The following is a 20,980-nucleotide window of genomic DNA, read 5'->3' as shown; positions in this document are numbered from 1 at the left end:
ACGTCGGCGGGATGCGCAAGGTGTCCAGGGTCGTGCTTCTCGATCCGCGGGACCGGATTCTGCTGCTGCACGGGCACGAGCCGGACGATCCGGCCGACGACTGGTGGTTCACGCCCGGCGGCGGCCTGGAGGGCGACGAGACCCGCGAGGAGGCCGCGCTGCGGGAACTCGCGGAGGAGACCGGCATCACCGCGGCCGACGTCGAACTCGGCCCGGTGCTGTGGCGGCGCACGTGCTCCTTCCCGTTCGCGGGGCGCCGCTGGGACCAGGACGAGTGGTACTACCTGGCCCGTACGGACCGGACCGAGACCCGGGCCACGGGGCTCACGGAGCTGGAACGGCGCAGTGTCGCCGGAGCGCGCTGGTGGACGTGCCAGGAACTGACCCGGGCACATGAGACGGTGTATCCGACCAGACTCGCCGAGCTCCTGCGGAGGGTGCTCGACGAAGGGCCCCCGGCCAGTCCCGAGATCCTCGACACGGAAATCGTCTAGAGGCTCGCGTGGCTGGCGCACAATGGTGGGACGCACGGCTGAAGGGGAACATGCCATGAGCGCCGAGGACCTCGAAAAGTACGAGACCGAGATGGAGCTGAAGCTCTACCGGGAGTACCGCGATGTCGTCGGTCTGTTCAAATACGTGATCGAGACCGAACGGCGCTTCTACCTCACCAACGACTACGAGATGCAGGTGCACTCTGTCCAGGGTGAGGTGTTCTTCGAGGTGTCCATGGCGGACGCCTGGGTGTGGGACATGTACCGGCCGGCCCGGTTCGTGAAGCAGGTACGGGTGCTCACGTTCAAGGACGTGAACATCGAGGAGCTGAACAAGAGCGATCTGGAGCTGCCGGGCGGCTGACCGTCACTCGTGTGGGTGGCGGAGTTATCCACAATGGCGAGCTTGTCCACCAAGATCCAATAGCTCGCTGAACTGCCCTCACTGTTGGCGCCGGAGGTGGTGCCGACATGAGCAACGTGAACACGCGCAACGGACAACGCGGCGCACTGGGCAGGTACGGCGAGGAATTGGCCGCGCGACGGCTGACCGAGGCCGGGATGACGGTCCTGGACCGCAACTGGCGCGCCGGCCGCACCGGCGAGATCGACATCGTGGCCCGGGACGGCGACGCGCTCGTCGTCTGCGAGGTCAAGACCCGCCGTGCGGCCGGCCCGGCGGGGGCCTTCCAGCACCCGATGGCGGCCGTCACCCCGGCCAAGGCGGAGCGGCTGCGGGGCCTCGCCGAGCGCTGGGTCCAGGAACACGGGGGTGCGCCGCCCGGCGGGGTCCGCATCGACCTGGTCGGCGTTCTGCTGCCCGAGCGTGGCGCGCCCGTGGTGGAACACGCGCGGGGGGTGGCGTGATGGCATTCGCCCGTACGTGTTCGGTGGCGCTGGTGGGTGTCGAGGGCGTGGTCGTCGAGGTCCAGGCGGATCTCGAACCCGGTGTCGCCGCGTTCACCCTGGTGGGGCTGCCCGACAAGAGCCTGACGGAGAGCAAGGACCGGGTCCGGGCGGCGGTCGTCAACTCGGGCGCCGCCTGGCCGCAGAAGAAGCTCACGGTGGGGCTCAGTCCGGCGTCCGTGCCCAAGAGCGGCAGCGGGTTCGACCTTGCCGTCGCGGCGGCCGTCCTCGGGGCCGCCGAGCGGATCGATCCCCGGGTCCTCGCCGACATCGTGATGATCGGTGAGCTGGGCCTCGACGGCCGGGTGCGGCCCGTCCGGGGCATCCTGCCGGCCGTGCTGGCGGCGGCCGACTCGGGCTACGAACAGGTCGTCGTGCCGGAGTGCGCCGCCGCCGAGGCCGCGCTGGTCCCCGGGGTGTCGGTGCTCGGCGTCCGCAGTCTGCGGCAGCTGATCGCCGTCCTCACCGACGAGCCCGTACCCGACGAGGAACCGGACGAGTACGGCCGCCCCGACCCGCTCATGGCGGGCCTGCGGATGCCGGGCACCGGAGCGGCCACCGGCATGCACAGCATGGGCGCCGCCCAGTACGACAACGACCACGACCTGGCCGACGTGGTGGGCCAGCGCTCGGCGCGCACGGCGATGGAGGTGGCCGCGGCCGGCGGCCACCACGTGTTCCTGGAAGGGCCACCGGGAGCCGGCAAGACGATGCTCGCGGAGCGGCTGCCCGCCGTCCTGCCCCGGCTCACCCGGGAGGAGTCGCTGGAGGTCACCGCCGTCCACTCGGTCGCGGGCCTGCTGCCACCGGGCAAGCCCCTGATCGATGCGGCGCCCTACTGCGCCCCGCACCACTCGGCCACCATGCAGGCCCTCGTCGGCGGCGGACAGGGCGTCGCGCGGCCCGGAGCGGTGTCGCTCGCGCATCGTGGCGTACTTTTTCTGGACGAAACCCCGGAATTCGGCAGCCAGGCTCTCGACGCCCTGCGCCAGCCCCTGGAGGCCGGGCACGTGGTGATCGCGCGAAGCGCGGGAGTCGTGCGGTTCCCGGCCAGGTTCCTGATGATCCTCGCGGCCAACCCCTGCCCGTGCGGCCGTTTCTCGCAACGGGACACCCTCTGCGAGTGCCCGCCCTCGGTGATCCGGCGCTACCAGGCCCGGCTCTCCGGGCCACTGCTCGACCGGGTCGACCTGCGGGTCGAGGTGGACCGGGTCACGCGCTCCCAGCTCACCGAGTGCGGGGCGCGGGGCGAGTCCACGGCGACGGTCCGCGAACGGGTCCGGGCGGCCCGGGAGCGGGCGGCGGCACGGCTTGTGGGCACGCCGTGGCGGACCAACAGCGAGGTACCGGGACGCGAACTGCGCAGCCGCTGGCATGCCGTCCCCGGCGCGATGGAGGAGGCCGAGCGGAATCTGGAACGGGGCGTGCTCACCGCGCGCGGCATCGACCGCGTCCTGCGGGTCGCCTGGACCGTCGCGGACCTCGTAGCCCACGACCGTCCCGACGCGGCGGACGTCGCCCTGGCGCTGCAACTGCGTACGGGGGTGCCGCGCGGGGTGCCGATGGCCATTGGGGCGTGTTGATGCGAGCGGGGGCGTGGGTGGTGGTGGGCCGGGTGGTCTGCGGCGACTGGCCCGGCGCTGCGGATGTCGCTCCGGCGCGGCAGTTGCGTGCGGGGGTGCCGATGGTCATTGGGGTGTTGACGTGACGGGGGAGGTGGGCGGAGGTGCGGTCAGTGGTGAGTTGGGTGACCGGCCGCGGTTGTTCCGACCAGACGGGTGCCGTCCTGGCGGTGCGGTTGGGCACGGGGGTGCCGATGAGCGGGGTGCTGACGTTACGGGGGAGGTGGCTGGGCTCGTGACCGGTGGTGAGCGGAGTGGGGAGTCGGTCGGCGGTGAGGCGGGGAGCTCTTTGGGGGCGGAAGGGCTTGCTCGGGTTTTCCTCACCCGGGTTGTCGAGCCCGGTGACGAGGTCGCCGGGCGGTGGGTTCGGGAGTGCGGGGCCGTGGAGGTGGTGCGGCGGCTGCGGGACGGTGGGCCCATGTTGACCGGGGTCACCGGGACGCGGTGGGCGGGGCTGTGTGCGCGGGCCGCGCAGGCCGAGCCCGAGCGGGATCTCGCCGTCGCGCGGGCGGCCGGGGTGCGGTTCGTGTGGCCCGGCGGGCCCGAGTGGCCGGCCCAGCTCGACGACCTCGGGGATGCGCGGCCGGTGGGGTTGTGGGTGCGTGGGCGGCCGAGTCTGCGGATGTGGGCGCTGCGGTCCGTCGCGGTGGTGGGGGCCCGGGCCTGTACTGAGTACGGCGCCCACATGGCGGCCACGCTCGCCGCCGGGCTCGCGGAGCGCGGGTGGGTGGTGGTGTCGGGCGGGGCGTACGGGGTCGACGGGGCCGCGCACCGGGGTGCGCTCGGTGCGGGTGGGGCCACCGTCGCCGTACTGGCCTGCGGGGTCGACCGGCCCTACCCGCGCGGGCACACCCAGTTGATCACCAGGATCGCCGAACAGGGGCTGGTGGTGGGCGAGTTGCCGCCCGGTGACCATCCGACGCCGAGCCGGTTCGTGCAGCGGAACCGGGTGATCGCGGCCCTCACCCGGGGGACCGTGGTCGTCGAGGCCGCGTACCGCAGTGGCTCGCTCGTCACGGCGCGCGCCGCGCAGCGGCTGGGGCGGTTCACGATAGGGGTGCCGGGACCCGCCACCAGCGCGCTCTCCGCGGGTGTGCACGAACTCCTGCGCGGGGACGCGATGCTGGTCACCGACGCCGCGGAAGTCGCCGAGCTGGTCGGGGACATGGGCGAGCTGGCGCCGGACCGGCGCGGGCCGGTGCTCCCGCGCGACCTGCTGGAACCGGCGGCGGAGCGCGTCCTGGCCGCGCTGCCCGCGCGCGGGACGGCGACGGTGGACGACATCGCGCGGGGCGCGTCGACGGCCAAGGACGACGCGGTCGCCCGGCTGTACGAGCTCCGATCACTTGGTTACGTCGAACGACACGACGACGGCTGGAAGTTGACACGCGAGGCGATGATCTCCGTCCGGTCCGGGCGAGACCGGTGCTGACCGAGCGTGTTCGGCCGTCCGAGGGATGCCCGACGCCCTTGCCATTTCCCGCAGTTGGTCCGCTCCGATGGTCACACAGGGCAACGGCCATGACCCTGGAGGGCGTCCAGCGGAACGTATCTGCGTACACCCCGTCCCCCCGACCTCGCACACTGCGACACCTCAGTCACGCTACGCTCACGTGGATTCCGGCTCAGACCGGCAGTCGGACAGGCAATTCGACCAGACGGGTAATTCGACATCAGACCGCATCAGACCGACGGCCCGACCGGGCACTCATCCAGACATCACCGGTTCACGGCAGAACGGCACTAGGCGACGTATGCCCCAGCACACCTCCGGGTCCGACCGGGCGGCGGCCCCACCGGCCGCCCGCGACGGCGGTAACGTGCGCCCGCCCGCTCCCTCGACGCTCGACGAGCTGTGGCGTTCGTACAAGACGACGGGCGACGAGCGGCTGCGCGAGCAGTTGATCCTGCACTACTCGCCGCTCGTGAAGTACGTCGCCGGCCGGGTGAGCGTCGGGCTGCCGCCCAATGTCGAGCAGGCGGACTTCGTCTCCTCCGGGGTGTTCGGCCTGATCGACGCGATCGAGAAGTTCGACATCGAGCGGGAGATCAAGTTCGAGACGTACGCGATCACCCGCATCCGGGGCGCGATGATCGACGAACTGCGGGCGCTGGACTGGATTCCGCGGTCGGTACGGCAGAAGGCGCGCAACGTGGAGCGGGCGTACGCGACGCTGGAGGCGCGGCTGCGGCGGACGCCGTCGGAGGGCGAGGTGGCCGCCGAGATGGGCATCGCCGTCGACGAACTCCACGCCGTGTTCAGCCAGTTGTCGCTGGCGAACGTGGTCGCGCTGGAGGAGTTGCTGCACGCGGGGGGCGAGGGCGGTGACCGGCTGAGCCTCATGGACACCCTGGAGGACACCGCCGCCGACAACCCGGTCGAGGTGGCCGAGGGCCGGGAGCTGCGGCGGTTCCTGGCGCGGGCGATCAACACGCTGCCCGACCGGGAGAAGACCGTCGTGACGCTGTACTACTACGAGGGGCTCACCCTCGCGGAGATCGGCAACGTCCTGGGCGTGACCGAGAGCCGGGTCAGCCAGATCCACACCAAGTCGGTCCTGCAACTGCGCGCGAAACTGGCGAGCTTCGGGCGCTGACTCCCCTCCGGGGCCGTCCGTCCGTACAGTGGTTGACGTGCCAAGGATTCGAGCGGCCTCCGTGGCCGAGCACCGGTCGATGCAGCGAGCCGCCCTGCTGGACGCGGCGAGGTCCCTGCTGTCCGAGGGCGGGACGGAGGCGCTGACCTTCCCGGCCCTGGCCGAGCGGACGGGCCTCGCGCGGTCGTCCGTCTATGAGTACTTCCGGTCGCGGGCGGCCGTCGTCGAGGAACTGTGCGAGGTCGACTTCCCGGTCTGGGCGGCCGAGGTCGAGGCGGCGATGGCCGCGGCGGAGGATCCCGAGGGCAAGGTCGAGGCGTATGTGCGCCGGCAGCTCGCTCTGGTGGGGGACCGGCGGCATCGGGCCGTGGTGGCGATCTCGGCCAGTGAGCTGGATGCGGGGGCCCGGGAGAAGATCCGGGCCGCGCACGGTGGGCTTGTCGCGATGGTGGTCGAGGCGTTGCGGGACATCGGACATGCGGAGCCTCGGCTGGCCGCGATGTTGTTGCAGGGGATTGTCGATGCGGCTGTGCGGCGGATCGAGTTCGGGGTTGTGGAAGATCCTGCGGTGATTACGGATGCGGCTGTGGGGATGGCTTTGCGGGGTGTGCGGGGCTGAGGGTGGGTGGGGTTGGGGTGGGCGCAGGCTGCGTGGCTATGCGGGTAGTGGGACGCCCTGTACCGGTAGTAGGCGGGACGGGCCCCTGCGTACCAACCATGGGGGCAGGAGTGTGAGCGGGTTCAGGTAGGTGTCGCCCCGCAGTAGGCCCCAGTGCACGCACGTCGTCGGGCAGTGGCTGCCTCCTGGTTCCACCGTGCCCACCACCTCGCCCGCTGTCACCTCCGTGCCCTTCTTCACCGCTGCCGTCACCGGTTCGTACGTTGTTCGCAGGGGTGGGGTGCCCGTGCCCGTGAGTTCCACCGAGACGACTCCCCGTCCCGCCACCCGGCCCGCGAAGTGCACCCGGCCCGGTGCCACGGCCCGGACCGGGGCGCCCGCGGTTGCCGCCAGGTCCACGCCTCGGTGGCCCCTCGCGTAGGGCGTCGGAGGTGGTTCCCAGGCCCGTAGGACCAGGGGGCGGGTGCCCACGGGCCAGGTGTGGGCGATCGTGGGGGTGGGCGGGGCATCCGATGTGAGCGGGTCGGGTTCGGGTGCTCCCTGTGCCGTCGACGTCGTCAGTGTCAGTAGTAGCCCCACGGTCCAGCACGCTCCTCGGTTCGCTCGCATGGCGAGAGGATGGACCGATTCGCGGGTGTCTGGGTGGGGCTGTGGAGTACTGACCGGTTGTGGATATCGGCGTCACCCGGGGCCTCGCGGGTCCCGTACACTTCCTTTGGCGATCCGGGTCACCGGGTCGACTTCGCACGCCCCGACATCAGGCCCCGTATGGAGTCGGTGTCAGCGCCTCTCGGTCCCTCGCGGCAAGGCGCAATCGGGCGTCAGGCGCGGGTGCCGGCCGGTACCCGCGGCACAACCGAGAAACACAAGGAGAACGGCCATGGCCGTCGTCACGATGCGGGAGCTGCTGGAAAGCGGCGTCCACTTCGGTCACCAGACCCGTCGTTGGAACCCGAAGATGAAGCGGTTCATCTTCACGGAGCGCAACGGCATCTACATCATCGACCTGCTCCAGTCGCTGTCGTACATCGACCGCGCCTACGAGTTCGTCAAGGAGACCGTCGCCCACGGCGGCACGGTCATGTTCGTCGGCACGAAGAAGCAGGCGCAGGAGGCGATCGCCGAGCAGGCGACCCGCGTCGGCATGCCCTACGTCAACCAGCGCTGGCTGGGCGGCATGCTCACCAACTTCTCGACCGTCTACAAGCGTCTGCAGCGCCTCAAGGAGCTTGAGCAGATCGACTTCGAGGACGTCGCCGCGTCCGGTCTGACCAAGAAGGAGCTTCTCGTGCTCTCGCGCGAGAAGGCCAAGCTGGAGAAGACCCTCGGTGGTATCCGCGAGATGTCCAAGGTGCCCAGCGCCGTCTGGATCGTGGACACCAAGAAGGAGCACATCGCGGTCGGTGAGGCCCGGAAGCTCAACATTCCGGTCGTCGCCATCCTCGACACCAACTGCGACCCCGACGAGGTCGACTACAAGATCCCGGGCAACGACGACGCGATCCGCTCCGTCACCCTGCTCACCCGCGTGATCGCCGACGCTGTCGCCGAGGGCCTCATCTCCCGTTCCGGCGTCAACACCGGTGACAAGGGCGAGAAGGCCGCCGGCGAGCCCCTCGCCGAGTGGGAGCGCGACCTCCTCGAGGGCGAGAAGAAGGCCGACGACGCCGAGGCGCCCGCCGCTGAGGCCGCTGCTGTCGAGGCCCCCGCTGAGGCCGCTGTCGAGGCCCCCGCCGAGGCCGCTGCCGAGGCTCCGGCTGAGGCCGCTGCCGAGGCCGAGGTCGAGGTCGCCGCTGAGGCCCCCGTCGAGGCTCCCGTCGCCGAGGCTCCGGCCGCGGACGCCGAGCAGGCCTGACCCTCACCCCTTCGGGTTGTTGACGGCGGGGGCACCTCCATCGGGCCCCCGCCTTCGATCCGTAGATCTTTCAGACTTCGAGAGAGACTCCGAGAATCATGGCGAACTACACCGCCGCCGACGTCAAGAAGCTCCGTGAGCTCACCGGCGCCGGCATGATGGACTGCAAGAAGGCGCTGGACGAGGCCGAGGGCGATGTCGACAAGGCCGTAGAGGCCCTGCGCATCAAGGGCCAGAAGGGCGTCGCCAAGCGCGAGGGCCGTTCCGCCGAGAACGGCGCGGTCGTCTCGATCATCGCCGACGACAACACCTCCGGTGTCCTCGTCGAGCTGAAGTGCGAGACGGACTTCGTCGCCAAGGGTGACAAGTTCCAGGCCGCCGCGAACGCGCTCGCCGAGCACGTCGCCAAGACCTCCCCGGCCGACCTGGAGGCGCTGCTCGCCTCCGAGATCGAGCCCGGCAAGACGGTTCAGGCGTACGTCGACGAGGCCAACGCCAACCTGGGCGAGAAGATCGTCCTGGACCGCTTCGCGCAGTTCGCGGACGGTTTCGTACTGGCGTACATGCACCGCACGATGCCCGACCTGCCCCCGCAGATCGGTGTCCTCGTCGAGCTGGACAAGCCCAACGCCGAGGTTGCCAAGGGCATCGCGCAGCACATCGCCGCCTTCGCGCCGAAGTACCTCTCCAAGGAGGACGTGCCGGCCGAGGTCGTCGAGACCGAGCGCCGTGTCGCCGAGGAGACCACCCGCGCCGAGGGCAAGCCCGAGGCCGCCCTGCCGAAGATCGTCGAGGGTCGCCTCAACGGTTTCTTCAAGGACGCCACGCTGCTCGGCCAGCCGTACGCCCTGGACAACAAGAAGTCCGTCCAGAAGGTCCTGGACGAGGCCGGTGTCACCCTGAAGCGCTTCACGCGCATCAAGGTCGGCATCTGAGTCCGTACCGCGATCGACGCGCGGCCCACACAGGCATGCCTATAGGGTCGACGGCAGTCACGCGCGTACGCCGTCACGCACGCGCGCGTGGCGGACGACAGCAGATCTGACGAGGAGGCCATTGCCGAGCATGGGATGCGATCGACACCCCACCGGCAGTGGCCTTCTTCGTATGTGTGACACGTGAAGAGGCGAGATCTCCATGACCACCAAGGCCAAGAAGAGCGACGACGGCAAGGTACGCGGCCGGTACATGCTGAAGCTGTCCGGAGAGGCCTTCTCCGGTGGCGGGGGCCTGGGCGTCGACCCTGACGTGGTGCACAAGATTGCCCGCGAGATCGCGGCCGTCGTGCGCGACGGGTCCCAGATCGCCGTGGTCCTCGGCGGCGGCAACTTCTTTCGCGGCGCGGAACTCCAGCAGCGCGGCATGGACCGGGCCCGCTCGGACTACATGGGCATGCTCGGCACCGTCATGAACTGCCTCGCCCTCCAGGACTTCCTGGAGAAGGAGGGCATCGACAGCCGGGTGCAGACCGCCATCACCATGGGGCAGGTCGCCGAGCCGTACATCCCGCTGCGCGCCGTACGGCACCTGGAGAAGGGCCGTGTGGTCATCTTCGGCGCCGGTATGGGCATGCCGTACTTCTCCACCGACACGACCGCCGCACAGCGCGCCCTGGAGATCGACGCCGAGGCGCTGCTGATGGGCAAGAACGGCGTGGACGGGGTCTACGACTCCGACCCGAAGACCAACCCCGAAGCCGTCAAGTTCGACTCGCTCGGCTACGGCGAGGTCATCACCCGGGACCTCAAGGTCGCCGACATGACCGCGATCACGCTGTGCCGCGACAACAAGCTCCCGATCCTCGTCTTCGAGCTTCTGGCCGAGGGCAATATCGCGCGAGCCGTCAAGGGTGAGAAGATCGGCACTCTCGTCGGTGAACAGGGCAGCCGGGACTGACCGGGGATCAGCCCTGCCCGGGGACGGACCCTGAGCGGGGGATGGACAATGGCCTGCCGGTCGGGAACCGTGCAGGAAGAAGACGCGACGCAGCCGGCCGCCGACCCTGACCGAACAGCAGCCGGGCCTACTCAAGACACGCAGGAGCAAGTGGTGATCGAAGAGACCCTCCTCGAGGCCGAGGAGAAGATGGAGAAGGCCGTCGTGGTCGCCAAGGAGGACTTCGCCGCGATCCGCACCGGTCGTGCGCACCCGGCGATGTTCAACAAGATCGTGGCCGACTACTACGGCGCGCTGACGCCGATCAACCAGCTGGCCTCGTTCTCCGTGCCCGAACCGCGCATGGCCGTGGTGACCCCGTTCGACAAGAGCGCGCTGCGCAACATCGAGCAGGCGATCCGCGACTCCGACCTCGGCGTCAACCCGAGCAACGACGGAAACATCATCCGCGTGGTGTTCCCCGAACTCACCCAGGAGCGCCGCAAGGACTACATCAAGGTCGCCCGGACCAAGGCCGAGGACTCCAAGATCTCGATCCGGTCCATCCGCCGCAAGGCCAAGGACGCCATCGACAAGTTCGTCAAGGACGGCGAGGTCGGCGAGGACGAGGGCCGCCGCGCGGAGAAGGAACTCGACGACACCACCGCGAAGTACGTCGCGCAGGTGGACGAGCTCCTCAAGCACAAGGAAGCGGAGCTTCTCGAAGTCTGATGAACGACTCTTCCTGGGGGGCGCCGCCACACGCCGGGTACTGGGGGCCGTCCGACCGGGGGCCTGTCCAGGGGGCTGCCCCGGCGGGTCCCGCATACGATGCGCACCACGCGCAGCAGACTCGCCCCATGCCCATCGTGCCCGACGTACCCGAACATGGCGGGGACCAGGATGACGACCGGGGGGCCGCTCGGCCGGGCGGCCCCTTGTTCCGCGACGAGATGCCACAGGCGCAGCCCCACGGGACGGTGCCGCAGAAGCCGGATTACATGCCCACGCCCGACGACGCCGCCCAGCCCGCCCCCGCCCCGCAGAAGAAGAGCGCGGGCCGGGACCTGGGCGCGGCCATAGGGGTCGCTTTCGGGCTGGGTGCGGTCATCATCGCGTCGCTGTTCGTCGTCAAGGCCGTCTTCGTCGGCGTGATAGTCGTCGCCGTCGTGGTGGGCCTGTGGGAGCTGACGTCCCGGCTCCAGGAGCGCAAGGGCATCAAGGCACCCCTGGTGCCGCTCGCGCTCGGCGGGGCCGCGATGGTCGTCTCCGGATACGTCCGGGGTGCCGAGGGCGCGTGGGTCGCGATGGCGCTCACCGCGCTCGCGGTCCTGGTCTGGCGTATGACGGAACCACCGGAGGGCTACCTCAAGGACGTCACGGCAGGCGTCTTCGCGGCCTTCTACGTCCCGTTCCTGGCCACGTTCGTCGCGATGATGCTCACCGCCGACGACGGGGCGCAGCGCGTCATGACGTTCCTGCTGCTGACCGTCGTCAGCGACACCGGCGCGTACGCGATCGGCTGGCGCTTCGGCAAGCACAAGCTCGCTCCGCGCATCAGCCCCGGCAAGACCCGCGAGGGCATGCTGGGGGCGGTCGTGTTCGCGATGGCGGCGGGCGCGCTGCTGATGGAGTTCGCGATCGACGAGGGCACCTGGTGGCAGGGCCTGCTGCTCGGCCTCTCGGTCGCGGTCAGCGCCACGCTCGGCGACCTCGGCGAGTCCATGATCAAGCGGGACCTGGGCATCAAGGACATGGGCACGCTGCTGCCGGGTCACGGCGGCATCATGGACCGGCTGGACTCGCTGCTGCCGACGGCTCCGGTCGTGTGGCTGCTGTTCGTCGCCTTCGTGGGCTGAGGGCAGGGCGATGGCGGGGACGATGGCGAGGACGACGGCGGGGATGGGTCCGGTCGGAATGTTCCAGTACGGTCCGGGTTTCCTTTGAAATACCTACGTCGGCCTGAAACCACCCCTTTCGAACCTAAGATCGACTTCACTGTGGTCGATGTGTCCGGAAGGGGTGGCGTGCATGTGGGGGCGTAGTCGTGCGAGACGCCAGCGGCAGGCCGAGGGGCTGGCCGCTGTCACCGGTCCCGTCGAGGCGGCCGACGCGGCGCATCAGGCCCTGCTGGAGCTGCGCCGGGAGGTGCGGGGCGAGCTGGCGCGGCTCGAAGCGCTGCTCGACCAGGGCGACGGGCTGCCCTCGGACACCATCCGCGAGCAGACGCTCGGCGCGGTGACCGTCTTCGCCGACCTGGATAGCGTGTCCCAGCAGTACCAGGAGATCCGTACGGCAACCGTCGAGGCGGCCGAGCACGGCGTCGAGGTGGCCGCTCCTTGGCTGGCGGCGCTCGGGGAGCACACCGGGTCGATGACCGGGCTGGGGGAGACGTTCGCCGGGGTCGGCGAGTCCCTGGCCTATCTCCGTGAGCGCACCGAACGGCTGCGCGCCGACCTGGTCCCGCTGCGGGAGGGGGCCCACGCGGCCCTGCGTGCCGCCCAGGACGAGCTGGCCGCCACTGAGGGCGCCGACGGCTGGCACGGCTGGCAGACGGCCCTCACCGCCCTGGGCGCCCGCCTGACCGAACTGGACGGCGGCCACGTCACACCGACGGCCCGACGCAAGGTCAGCGACCACTACCGCGAGCTGGAGCGAGAGGTGGCGGAACTGCGGGGGGCGATGGCGGCGGCGCCGCGGTGAGTATGTAGGGGCCCGCTGACCTGGGATTCTGTGCCTGCTCCTGAGGTTGTCCACAGGGCGGCGAGGGGCTGTCCGGATGTCTGCGACACTGGTACAGCCATGCCTAAGCCCGGAGAACTCACATTCGTCGCCCCGCGCGGAGCCCAGAAGCCGCCGCGGCATCTTGCCGATCTCACGCCCGCCGAGCGTAAAGAGGCCGTTGCCGCGATCGGTGAGAAGCCGTTTCGTGCCAAGCAGCTCTCGCAGCACTACTTCGCGCGGTTCGCGCACGACCCGGCCGAGTGGACCAACATCCCGGCCGCCTCGCGCGCCAAGCTCCAGGAGGCGTTGCTTCCGGAGCTGATGACGGTCGTCCGGCATCTGTCGACCGACCAGGAGACCACCCGCAAGACACTGTGGCGGATGGTCGACGGGACGCTCGTCGAGTCGGTGCTCATGCGGTACCCGGACCGGGTGACCATGTGCATCAGCTCGCAGGCGGGGTGCGGGATGAACTGCCCGTTCTGCGCGACCGGGCAGGCCGGGCTGGACCGGAATCTGTCCACCGCCGAGATCGTGCATCAGATCGTGGACGGGATGCGGGCGCTTCGGGACGGGGAGATCCCCGGGGGCCCCGCGCGGCTCTCCAACATCGTTTTCATGGGCATGGGCGAGCCCCTCGCCAACTACAAGCGGGTCGTCGGTGCCATCCGTGCGCTGACCGACCCCGAGCCGGACGGGCTCGGGCTGTCGCAGCGGGGGATCACCGTCTCGACCGTCGGGCTGGTGCCGGCCATCAACCGGTTCTCCGACGAGGGCTTCAAGTGCCGGCTCGCCATCTCCCTGCACGCACCCGACGACGAACTGCGCGACACCCTCGTACCCGTCAACACACGGTGGAAGGTGCGGGAGGTTCTCGACGCCGGGTGGGAGTACGCGGCCAAGTCGGGGCGCCGGCTGTCCATCGAGTACGCGCTGATCAGGGACATCAACGACCAGGCCTGGCGCGGTGACCGCCTCGGGCGGCTGCTCCGGGGCAAGCCCGTGCATGTCAACCTGATCCCGCTGAACCCGACTCCGGGGTCCAAGTGGACCGCCTCGCGGCCCGAGGACGAGAAGGCGTTCGTCGAGGCGATCGCCGCGCACGGAGTGCCCGTCACCGTTCGGGACACCCGGGGGCAGGAGATCGACGGGGCGTGTGGCCAGCTCGCGGCCACCGAGCGGTAGTCTGCGGCGATCGAGCGGTAGTCTTACGTCGTACCTACATATCTTCATATTCCGACAGGGGAGCGCCACAGCGCTGAGAGTGCGGCAGCCAGATCACATTGGTGGGCCGCAGACCCTCTGAACCTCGCCCAGGTCATTCTGGGTAGGAAGTTCGGTCATCACTCTTGCTGTTGCGCCCTGCCCGGGAACCCTCCATGAGGCCCCGGGCAGGGCCGCGTCTCTTCCTGGTCATCCCAGGAGGAAGAAATCCAGTGGGCATCACCAAGCAGGTCACAGCCGTGGCCGTCGGGCTGGGGCTCGTCACGCTGGCCGCGTGCGGGTCCGAGGACGGCGGCAGCGGTTCGACGGGCTCCAAGACCGTCACCCTCGTCAGCCATGACTCGTGGGCCGTCTCCAAGAGCGTTCTCGCCGCCTTCGAGAAGCAGTCCGGGTACACCGTCAAGGTCCTCAAGGACGGCGACGCCGGGCAGGCCGTCAACAAGGCGATCCTGACCAAGGACAACCCGCAGGGCGATGTCTTCTTCGGCGTCGACAACACCCTCCTCTCCCGCGCGCTCGACAACGGGCTCTTCCAGTCGTACGAGGTGAAGGGCGCCGACGCGATCCTGCCCGCGTACCGGACGGACGACGACAAGCACCGGGTCACGCCGATCGACACCGGGGACATCTGCGTCAACTACGACAAGGCCTGGTTCAGCGAGCACAAGCTGACCCCGCCCGAGACGTTCGACGATCTGATCAAGCCCGCCTACAAGGATCTCCTCGTCACCGAGAACGCCTCCACCTCCTCGCCCGGGCTCGGCTTCCTGCTCGGCAGCGCCGCCAAGTACGGCGACGACGGTTGGCAGGGCTACTGGAAGAAGCTCCAGGCCAACGGCGTCAAGGTCGTCGACGGGTGGGAGCAGGCCTACAACGAGGAGTTCTCCGGGTCGGCCGGCGGCAAGAAGGCCAAGGGCGACCGGCCGCTCGTCGTCTCGTACGCCTCCTCGCCGCCCGCCGAGGTGATCTTCGCCGACCCGAAGCCCGCCACCGCCCCGACCGGGGTCGCGACCGGCACCTGCTTCCGGCAGGTCGAGTACGCCGGGCTGCTGAGCAACGCCCGGAACAGCGAGGGCGGCAAGGCGCTGCTCGACTTCCTGGTCGGCAAGACCTTCCAGGAGGACATGCCGCTCAACATGTTCGTGTACCCCGTGCGGGAGGGCGCCCAGGTGCCCGCCGAGTTCACCGAGTACGGGCCGCAGGCCAAGGACCCCGAGACCATGGCCCCCGCGAAGATCGCCGAACACCGTGACCAGTGGGTCAAGTCGTGGACATCGCTCGTACTGAAGTAGCCCCGGAGGCAGGTCCGGCCGCCCGACGCGGGAAGGGTGCCGTTCTGCGCGGTGCCCTGCTCGTGGTGCCCGTCGTCTTCTTCGCGCTCTTCTTCGCCTACCCCGTCGCCGCGATCGTCGCGCGCGGTCTGCACGTCGACGGGGTATGGCGGTTCGGGCAAGTGGGGGAGGTGCTGGGGGACTCCGGTATTCGGCACGTCCTCTGGTTCACCGCCTGGCAGGCGCTCGCGTCCACCGTGCTCACGCTGCTGATCGCGCTCCCGGGCGCGTATGTCTTCGCGCGCTTCGATTTCAGGGGCAAGCAGATTCTGCGGGCCGTGGTGACCGTGCCGTTCGTGCTGCCGACCGTCGTCGTCGGTACGGCGTTCCTGGCGCTGGTCGGACGCGGCGGGCTGCTCGACGAGCTGTGGGGCGTACGGCTGGACACGACCGTGTGGGCGATCCTGCTCGCGCATGTCTTCTTCAACTACGCCGTCGTCGTCAGGACCGTTGGTGGGCTCTGGGCGCAGCTCGACCCGCGCCAGGAGGAGGCCGCGCGGGTGCTCGGTGCATCGCGGTTCGCGGCCTGGCGGCAGGTCACCCTGCCCGCTCTCGCGCCCGCCGTCGCCGCCGCCGTGCTCATGGTCTTCCTCTTCACCTTCACCTCCTTCGGGGTCGTGCAGATCCTCGGCGGACCGACCTTCGCCACCCTCGAAGTGGAGATCTACCGGCAGACCTCGGAGATCTTCGACCTCGGTACGGCCGCTGTGCTGACCATCGTGCAATTCGTGGCCGTGGGCGCGATCCTCGCCGTGCACGCCGGGACGGTACGGCGGCGGGAGAGCGCGCTGCGGCTCGTGGCGCCGGAGACCACCTCACGCCGGCCGCGCGGGCGGGGGCAGTGGGCGCTGTTGGGTGGAGTGCTGGCGAGTATCGCCTTGTTGCTCGTGCTGCCGCTCGGTGTTCTTGTGCAGCGGTCGTTCGATACGCCTGGTGGGGCGGGTTTCGGGTACTACAGGGCGCTCACCAGCGACGACTCGGGGATCTTTCTCGTCGCGCCGATCGCCGCCATCGGGAACTCGCTCCAGTACGCCCTCGCCGCCACCGGTATCGCCGTCGTCGTGGGGTCGCTGGCCGCCGTGGCGCTCACGCGGCGCGATGCAGGGCGGATCGTGCGAGGGTTCGACGCGCTGTTGATGCTGCCGCTCGGGGTGTCGGCGGTGACCGTCGGGTTCGGGTTCCTCATCGCGCTCGACGAGCCGCCGCTCGATCTGCGCAGCAGCTGGATCCTCGTACCGCTTGCCCAGGCGCTGGTCGGGGTGCCGTTCGTGGTGCGGACCATGCTGCCGGTGCTGCGGGCGGTGGACGGGCGGTTGCGGGAGGCGGCTGCTGTGCTCGGGGCCTCGCCCTGGCGGGTCTGGCGCGAGGTGGATCTGCCGATCGTGCGGCGGGCGCTGCTGGTCGCGGCGGGGTTCGCGTTCGCCGTGTCGCTGGGCGAGTTCGGGGCGACCGTGTTCATCGCGCGGCCCGACAATCCGACCCTGCCGGTCGCCGTGGCCCGCTTGCTGGGTCGCCCGGGTGACCTCAACTACGGCCAGGCGATGGCCCTTTCGACGATCTTGATGGTGGTGTGTGCGGTGGCTCTGTTGGTGCTGGAGCGGCTGCGGACCGATCGGACGGGGGAGTTCTGACCATGGCCATGCTCAGTCTTGAAGGAGCGACCGTTCGGTTCGGGGCGCGGGCCGTGCTGGATGGCGTCGGCCTCGATGTTGCCGAGCACGAGATCGTGTGTGTGCTCGGGCCGAGCGGCAGTGGTAAGTCGACGTTGCTGAGGGCGGTTGCCGGGCTTCAGTCGCTGGACGCGGGGCGGGTGTTGCTCGACGGGCGGGATCTTGCCGGGGTGCCCGCGCACAAGCGGGGGGTCGGGCTGATGTTCCAGGACCATCAGCTGTTCCCGCAGCGGGATGTCGGTGGCAATGTCGGGTTCGGGTTGCGGATGCATCACGTGTCCAAGGAGCAACAGGGCCTGCGTGTGCGGGAGTTGCTGGAGCTGGTGGGGTTGCCGGGGGCTGCGGGGCGGGCCGTTGCCTCGTTGTCCGGTGGGGAGCAGCAGCGGGTGGCTCTTGCCCGGGCCCTTGCGCCCCGGCCTCGGCTGCTGATGCTCGACGAGCCGCTGGGTCAGTTGGACCGTTCGCTGCGGGAGCGGCTTGTTGTCGAACTCCGGGAACTCTTCGGGCGGTTGGGGACCACCGTGCTTGCGGTCACCCATGACCAGGGTGAGGCCTTTGCTCTTGCCGACCGGGTGGTGGTGATGCGTGATGGGCGGATCGCTCAGTCCGGTACGCCTCTTGAGGTGTGGCAGCGGCCTGTTGATGAGTTCGTGGCGCGGTTTCTCGGGTTCGACAATGTTGTTGAGGCGACGGTGAGTGGGCTGGTCGCGGATACGGCATGGGGGAAGGTGCCGGTGCCCGAGGGCAGCTTGCAGGGGGTGCGTATGGTGCTTGTGCGGCCTGCTGGTGTGCGGTTGGTGGCTGCCGAGGAGGGGCTGCGGTGTGTTGTGGCTGCGCGGACCTTTCGGGGTACGCATGTTGCTGTGCGGCTTCAGCCTGAGGATGCGTCCGGGGATGTGCCTCGGGTGGAGGCTGCGTGTGCGTTGCGGGAGGCGCCTGGGCTGGGGGATGTGGTGGGGGTGGTCTTTGATGGGGCGGAGACTGTCGTGCTCGGGTGAGTGGGGGTGCTTTTCTCGCCCCCGCCGCCCCTACCCGTCCCATCCCTGGGGGCTGCGCCCCCAGACCCCCCTATCGCGCTGAACGCGCTCGTCCTCAAACGCCGGACAGGCTGGATGGTGCCGGGCGGAAAATACCCGGCCCGGGTTGAAGGTGCGGCATTAGGGTGCGAGGTATGACGACTCTCGCACATGACCGTTATTGCGATGAAATCGCCCACCAGGTTGGACAGTTGAGGGCTGTCGTGACCTCCGGTGTCGATCTGGCCGCGACTGTGCCTACCTGCCCCGACTGGTCGTTGGAGCAGTTGGTGCGGCACACCGGTGGTGCTCTGCGGTGGGTGGACACGCTGGTGCGTACGCGGGCCGACGAGAACGTTGATGAGGAGGACGTTCCTCTGAGTGGCGGGCCTGAGGTGCGGGGCGATGTCGGTGCGCTCGACGCCTGGCTTGCCGAGACCGGTGAGTTGGTTGTCGGGGCGTTGCGTGAGGCCGGGCCGGACACCAAGGTGTGGGCGTGGGCCGGGATCCTCAACTCGGGGTTCTGGGCGCGGCGGATGGCCCACGAGATCACCGTCCACCGCGCGGACGCGACCCTCGCCGCCGGGCTGCCGTACGAGGTGGCGCCTGGCATCGCCGCCGACGCGATCGACGAGTGGCTGCAGATCGTCGAGTTCGTGCAGCGGAACGATCCGCACGACGCGGCGAGGGAGTTGCGGGGGGTGGGGCGCAGCATTCATCTTCATGCCACGGACACCGCACCGGAGTTGAACGCCGAGTGGCTCGTCGAGCTCACCGAAGGTGGTGTTGTGTGGCGTCGCGGTCATGAGAAAGCTACGGTCGCTCTGCGCGGACCCCTCACCGACGTCCTGCTCGCCTTCTACCGTCGACTCCCGCTGGACAGTCCGGAGTTGGAGATCCTCGGCGAACGGGAGCTGTTGGAGTTCTGGCTGGAGAGGGCCACCTTCGACTGACGATCAGGCCACAGGCTGTCCTCCGCGACAGCGGAGTGGCCCGCCTCCCTGACGAGGAGCGGGCCACAACGTACAACTGATACCGATACAGGTACTGCTGCGGAACGTCAGCTGTTGCTGGACGCTCCACGACGGCGCATGCCCAAGAAGACGGCGCCGCCGCCGACGGCGACCAGGGCAGCCGCGATACCGGCGATCACGCCGGTGTTCGAGCTGGCGCCGGTCTCGGCGAGGTTGGAGCTGCCGCCCGCGGGCGTCGGAACGCTGCTGGCGGGGGCACCCGGGGTGCTCTCGTCGGCCGACGGGGTCGGGGTGGCCGACTCCTCGGGCTCCGAGGCCGACGGGGTCGGCGTCGCGGGCTCGGACGGCTCCGGGGTCTCCGAGGCCGGCGGGGTCGGCGTCGGGGTCGGCTCCGTCTTGCAGGCGTCGCCCGGGGTGGTCACGTCCGGCTTGACGTACTCGTCGACCTGGTTGCCGGCCTTGACGTGGACGCGGTACGTCGTGTTCGGCGCCCAGTCCTCGGAGAAGTCGACGGTGACGCCCTCGCGGGTGCCCACGACGTCCTCGGAGCCGATGACCTTGTCGCCCAGGTACACGGTGACCGTGGCCGGGGTGCCCGACGGGTCCTTGTCGGTGACGCTGATGACACCCTTTTCGCCGTCGCACTTGGCGACGGCGGAGAACTCACTGATGTTGCAGGCGAACGCGTTGCCGGCGACACCCAGCGCGAGCGCGGCCGAGGCGGAGGCGACACCGAGAAAACGCACGGAACGTGCGGTACGGCGAGATATGGACACGATTGCCCTTCACGGGATGCGCAACTGAGGGGGGTGGAGGGAGTGAAGAGACCTCATCACCTCGTCACCCCCAGGAGTCTCACAGGTTTATAAGCGCGGGATAAGGGCTGTCAATCCGTATGCGGGCTACAGGGATTGGTTTTGCCTACCCGTTAACCAGCGAGACGTTTCAAGGCCTCCGGAGCCTCCTCGATCCGGTCGACCAGGGCAATTCGGTCCTCCATCGCCCGCTCCCGTGCGAGTGACCGGAGCAGCGGCCAGGCGGGCAGCCGCTCGGTCCAGTGGGCGCGGTTCACGAGCACCATGGGCGTGGGCTCGCCGCGCGACTGGTAGTAGTTCGGGGTCGCGTTGTCGAAGATCTCCTGTACGGTCCCGGCGGCGCCCGGCAGGAAGACGACCCCCGCGTTCGAGCGGGCCAGCAGGCCGTCCTCGCGGGTGGCGTTGGCGAAGTACTTGGCGATGTGCGAGGCGAAGGCGTTCGGCGGCTCGTGTCCGTAGAACCAGGTCGGGATGCCGACCGAATTGCCGCCGCGCGGCCAGCGGGTACGGACCTCGAACGCGGCGCGCGCCCAGTCGGTGATCGAGGGCGTGAACGACGGTGCCCCGGCGAGGAGTTCGCACGCCTCGTCGAGCATGGCGTCCTCGAAGGGCGCCGCGTACGCCCCGAGGTTCGCCGCCTCCATCGCGCCCGGGCCGCCGCCCGTGGCCACCGTGAACCCGGCGCGCGTCAGCTCACGCCCCAGGCGCGCGGCACCGGCGTACGCCTCGGTCCCGCGTGCCATCGCGTGCCCGCCCATCACCCCCACCACCTGTGTCCCGCGCAGGAGTTCGTCGAGGGCGTCGGTGACGGAGTCGTCGTGGACGGAGCGCAGCATCGACGCGAAGATGTCGCCGTCGGCCTTGGTGCGCTGGAACCAGGCGTACGCCAGGGCGTCGGGTGTCCGCTCGTAGCCCTTGTCGAGCCCGGCGAACAGCTCGTCCGGTGCGTAGGGATGGCCGCGGTACGGGTCGAACGGCAGGTCGGGGGCGGGCGGGAAGACCAGAGCGCCGCCCGCGCGGACCTTCGCCGCCGCGTCCTGCCGCATCGGGCAGCCGAGGAAGACGGCGCCCGCGGTGTCGCTGGTCAGCAGTTCCTTCGTACGGTCCGTCAGATCGACTGCCTGGACGCGGAATCCGGCGAGGGTGCCGCGCGCCGAGACCACGGCGTCGAACTCCTCCAGCGTCTCGATCTCACGGTCGTCGTGGTGGGCCGCATGGGCGGGGCTCGTCTGCACCCGCCCATGTAAGCACGGTCCGT

General features: G+C 69.8%; 21 protein-coding genes. 18 read left to right on the top strand and 3 right to left on the bottom strand.

The features are described from left to right. The first annotated feature begins 11 nt into the window (after window positions 1–11). From ACWDR4_RS37950 to ACWDR4_RS37920, 7 genes are all read left to right on the top strand, one after another. Window positions 12–494, top strand: coding sequence for an NUDIX hydrolase (locus tag ACWDR4_RS37950; protein ID WP_450415294.1), 483 nt, complete (start codon window positions 12–14; stop codon window positions 492–494). Between the two features lie 55 nt (window positions 495–549). Next, window positions 550–858 carry a DUF2469 domain-containing protein gene (locus ACWDR4_RS37945; protein WP_003965949.1) on the top strand — a complete coding sequence of 103 codons (309 nt, stop codon included), beginning with the start codon at window positions 550–552 and terminating at the stop codon, window positions 856–858. A gap of 107 nt (window positions 859–965) precedes the next feature. Beyond that, window positions 966–1,361 carry a YraN family protein gene (locus ACWDR4_RS37940; RefSeq protein WP_450415277.1) on the top strand — a complete coding sequence of 132 codons (396 nt, stop codon included), beginning with the start codon at window positions 966–968 and terminating at the stop codon, window positions 1,359–1,361. Continuing rightward, window positions 1,361–2,983: a YifB family Mg chelatase-like AAA ATPase gene (locus tag ACWDR4_RS37935; protein WP_450415276.1), complete on the top strand. Its 1,623-nt coding sequence runs from the start codon at window positions 1,361–1,363 to the stop codon at window positions 2,981–2,983. Before ACWDR4_RS37940 ends, ACWDR4_RS37935 begins: the two co-directional genes overlap by 1 nt. Before the next feature lie 328 nt (window positions 2,984–3,311). Beyond that, complete coding sequence (gene dprA / locus ACWDR4_RS37930; RefSeq protein ID WP_450415293.1) at window positions 3,312–4,454, top strand: DNA-processing protein DprA; 1,143 nt, start codon at window positions 3,312–3,314, stop codon at window positions 4,452–4,454. Between the two features lie 322 nt (window positions 4,455–4,776). Further along, complete coding sequence (gene whiG, locus ACWDR4_RS37925; protein WP_330287505.1) at window positions 4,777–5,619, top strand: RNA polymerase sigma factor WhiG; 843 nt, start codon at window positions 4,777–4,779, stop codon at window positions 5,617–5,619. Between the two features lie 61 nt (window positions 5,620–5,680). Next, complete coding sequence (locus ACWDR4_RS37920) at window positions 5,681–6,238, top strand: TetR/AcrR family transcriptional regulator (RefSeq protein ID WP_450415292.1); 558 nt, start codon at window positions 5,681–5,683, stop codon at window positions 6,236–6,238. Window positions 6,239–6,274: 36 nt separating this feature from the next. On the opposite strand, the gene ACWDR4_RS37915 is transcribed toward ACWDR4_RS37920, so the two are convergent. Further along, complete coding sequence (locus tag ACWDR4_RS37915; RefSeq protein ID WP_450415274.1) at window positions 6,275–6,847, bottom strand: murein hydrolase activator EnvC family protein; 573 nt, start codon at window positions 6,845–6,847, stop codon at window positions 6,275–6,277. Between the two features lie 271 nt (window positions 6,848–7,118). On the opposite strand from ACWDR4_RS37915, the gene rpsB reads away from it, so the two are divergent. The 11 genes from rpsB (at window position 7,119) to ACWDR4_RS37860 (ending at window position 18,886) form a co-directional block, all read left to right on the top strand. Next, the gene (gene rpsB, locus ACWDR4_RS37910; protein WP_450415273.1) at window positions 7,119–8,093 is read left to right on the top strand and encodes a 30S ribosomal protein S2; all 975 of its coding nucleotides are present in this window, start codon (window positions 7,119–7,121) and stop codon (window positions 8,091–8,093) included. Between the two features lie 98 nt (window positions 8,094–8,191). Next, the gene (gene tsf / locus ACWDR4_RS37905; RefSeq protein WP_450415271.1) at window positions 8,192–9,028 is read left to right on the top strand and encodes a translation elongation factor Ts; all 837 of its coding nucleotides are present in this window, start codon (window positions 8,192–8,194) and stop codon (window positions 9,026–9,028) included. A gap of 202 nt (window positions 9,029–9,230) precedes the next feature. Then, window positions 9,231–9,989, top strand: coding sequence for a UMP kinase (gene pyrH / locus ACWDR4_RS37900; protein WP_450415269.1), 759 nt, complete (start codon window positions 9,231–9,233; stop codon window positions 9,987–9,989). 153 nt (window positions 9,990–10,142) lie between these two features. Further along, window positions 10,143–10,700 carry a ribosome recycling factor gene (gene frr / locus ACWDR4_RS37895; protein ID WP_053739750.1) on the top strand — a complete coding sequence of 186 codons (558 nt, stop codon included), beginning with the start codon at window positions 10,143–10,145 and terminating at the stop codon, window positions 10,698–10,700. After that, a complete protein-coding gene (locus ACWDR4_RS37890; RefSeq protein WP_450415266.1) occupies window positions 10,700–11,827 on the top strand; it encodes a phosphatidate cytidylyltransferase in 1,128 nt (375 codons plus the stop codon). Before frr ends, ACWDR4_RS37890 begins: the two co-directional genes overlap by 1 nt. Before the next feature lie 172 nt (window positions 11,828–11,999). Continuing rightward, entirely contained in the window at window positions 12,000–12,671 is a 672-nt protein-coding gene (locus ACWDR4_RS37885; protein ID WP_450415265.1) for a hypothetical protein, read from the top strand. A 99-nt stretch (window positions 12,672–12,770) separates the two neighbouring features. Beyond that, complete coding sequence (gene rlmN / locus ACWDR4_RS37880; protein WP_450415263.1) at window positions 12,771–13,877, top strand: 23S rRNA (adenine(2503)-C(2))-methyltransferase RlmN; 1,107 nt, start codon at window positions 12,771–12,773, stop codon at window positions 13,875–13,877. 251 nt (window positions 13,878–14,128) lie between these two features. Further along, a complete protein-coding gene (locus ACWDR4_RS37875; RefSeq protein ID WP_450415262.1) occupies window positions 14,129–15,208 on the top strand; it encodes a thiamine ABC transporter substrate-binding protein in 1,080 nt (359 codons plus the stop codon). Further along, window positions 15,184–16,878: an ABC transporter permease gene (locus ACWDR4_RS37870; protein WP_450415261.1), complete on the top strand. Its 1,695-nt coding sequence runs from the start codon at window positions 15,184–15,186 to the stop codon at window positions 16,876–16,878. Before ACWDR4_RS37875 ends, ACWDR4_RS37870 begins: the two co-directional genes overlap by 25 nt. 2 nt (window positions 16,879–16,880) lie before the next feature. Continuing rightward, on the top strand, window positions 16,881–17,915 hold the full coding sequence (locus ACWDR4_RS37865; protein ID WP_450415260.1) for an ABC transporter ATP-binding protein: 1,035 nt from the start codon (window positions 16,881–16,883) through the stop codon (window positions 17,913–17,915). A gap of 173 nt (window positions 17,916–18,088) precedes the next feature. After that, on the top strand, window positions 18,089–18,886 hold the full coding sequence (locus ACWDR4_RS37860) for a maleylpyruvate isomerase family mycothiol-dependent enzyme (RefSeq protein ID WP_450415259.1): 798 nt from the start codon (window positions 18,089–18,091) through the stop codon (window positions 18,884–18,886). Between the two features lie 107 nt (window positions 18,887–18,993). On the opposite strand, the gene ACWDR4_RS37855 is transcribed toward ACWDR4_RS37860, so the two are convergent. Both ACWDR4_RS37855 and ACWDR4_RS37850 read right to left on the bottom strand, forming a co-directional pair. Next, window positions 18,994–19,683: an LAETG motif-containing sortase-dependent surface protein gene (locus ACWDR4_RS37855; protein WP_450415258.1), complete on the bottom strand. Its 690-nt coding sequence runs from the start codon at window positions 19,681–19,683 to the stop codon at window positions 18,994–18,996. Window positions 19,684–19,835: 152 nt separating this feature from the next. Continuing rightward, on the bottom strand, window positions 19,836–20,957 hold the full coding sequence (locus tag ACWDR4_RS37850) for an LOG family protein (protein ID WP_450415257.1): 1,122 nt from the start codon (window positions 20,955–20,957) through the stop codon (window positions 19,836–19,838). Window positions 20,958–20,980: the final 23 nt, after the last annotated feature.

The sequence above is a fragment of the Streptomyces sp. NPDC000878 genome, from assembly GCF_053599695.1.
Note: the sequence above shows the minus strand (reverse complement) of the source record. Positions and strands in the feature narration are given on the sequence as shown.

What these genes read in the sequence shown, in the direction of transcription:
- ACWDR4_RS37865 (WP_450415260.1), top strand. Translation starts at nt 16,881, where the DNA reads ATGGCCATGCTCAGTCTTGAAGGAGCGACCGTTCGGTTCGGGGCGCGG.
- rpsB (WP_450415273.1), top strand. Translation starts at nt 7,119, where the DNA reads ATGGCCGTCGTCACGATGCGGGAGCTGCTGGAAAGCGGCGTCCACTTC.
- rlmN (WP_450415263.1), top strand. Translation starts at nt 12,771, where the DNA reads ATGCCTAAGCCCGGAGAACTCACATTCGTCGCCCCGCGCGGAGCCCAG.
- ACWDR4_RS37885 (WP_450415265.1), top strand. Translation starts at nt 12,000, where the DNA reads ATGTGGGGGCGTAGTCGTGCGAGACGCCAGCGGCAGGCCGAGGGGCTG.
- pyrH (WP_450415269.1), top strand. Translation starts at nt 9,231, where the DNA reads ATGACCACCAAGGCCAAGAAGAGCGACGACGGCAAGGTACGCGGCCGG.
- tsf (WP_450415271.1), top strand. Translation starts at nt 8,192, where the DNA reads ATGGCGAACTACACCGCCGCCGACGTCAAGAAGCTCCGTGAGCTCACC.
- ACWDR4_RS37940 (WP_450415277.1), top strand. Translation starts at nt 966, where the DNA reads ATGAGCAACGTGAACACGCGCAACGGACAACGCGGCGCACTGGGCAGG.
- whiG (WP_330287505.1), top strand. Translation starts at nt 4,777, where the DNA reads ATGCCCCAGCACACCTCCGGGTCCGACCGGGCGGCGGCCCCACCGGCC.
- ACWDR4_RS37935 (WP_450415276.1), top strand. Translation starts at nt 1,361, where the DNA reads ATGGCATTCGCCCGTACGTGTTCGGTGGCGCTGGTGGGTGTCGAGGGC.
- ACWDR4_RS37945 (WP_003965949.1), top strand. Translation starts at nt 550, where the DNA reads ATGAGCGCCGAGGACCTCGAAAAGTACGAGACCGAGATGGAGCTGAAG.
- ACWDR4_RS37915 (WP_450415274.1), bottom strand. Translation starts at nt 6,847, where the DNA reads ATGCGAGCGAACCGAGGAGCGTGCTGGACCGTGGGGCTACTACTGACA.
- ACWDR4_RS37860 (WP_450415259.1), top strand. Translation starts at nt 18,089, where the DNA reads ATGACGACTCTCGCACATGACCGTTATTGCGATGAAATCGCCCACCAG.
- ACWDR4_RS37950 (WP_450415294.1), top strand. Translation starts at nt 12, where the DNA reads ATGCGCAAGGTGTCCAGGGTCGTGCTTCTCGATCCGCGGGACCGGATT.
- ACWDR4_RS37890 (WP_450415266.1), top strand. Translation starts at nt 10,700, where the DNA reads ATGAACGACTCTTCCTGGGGGGCGCCGCCACACGCCGGGTACTGGGGG.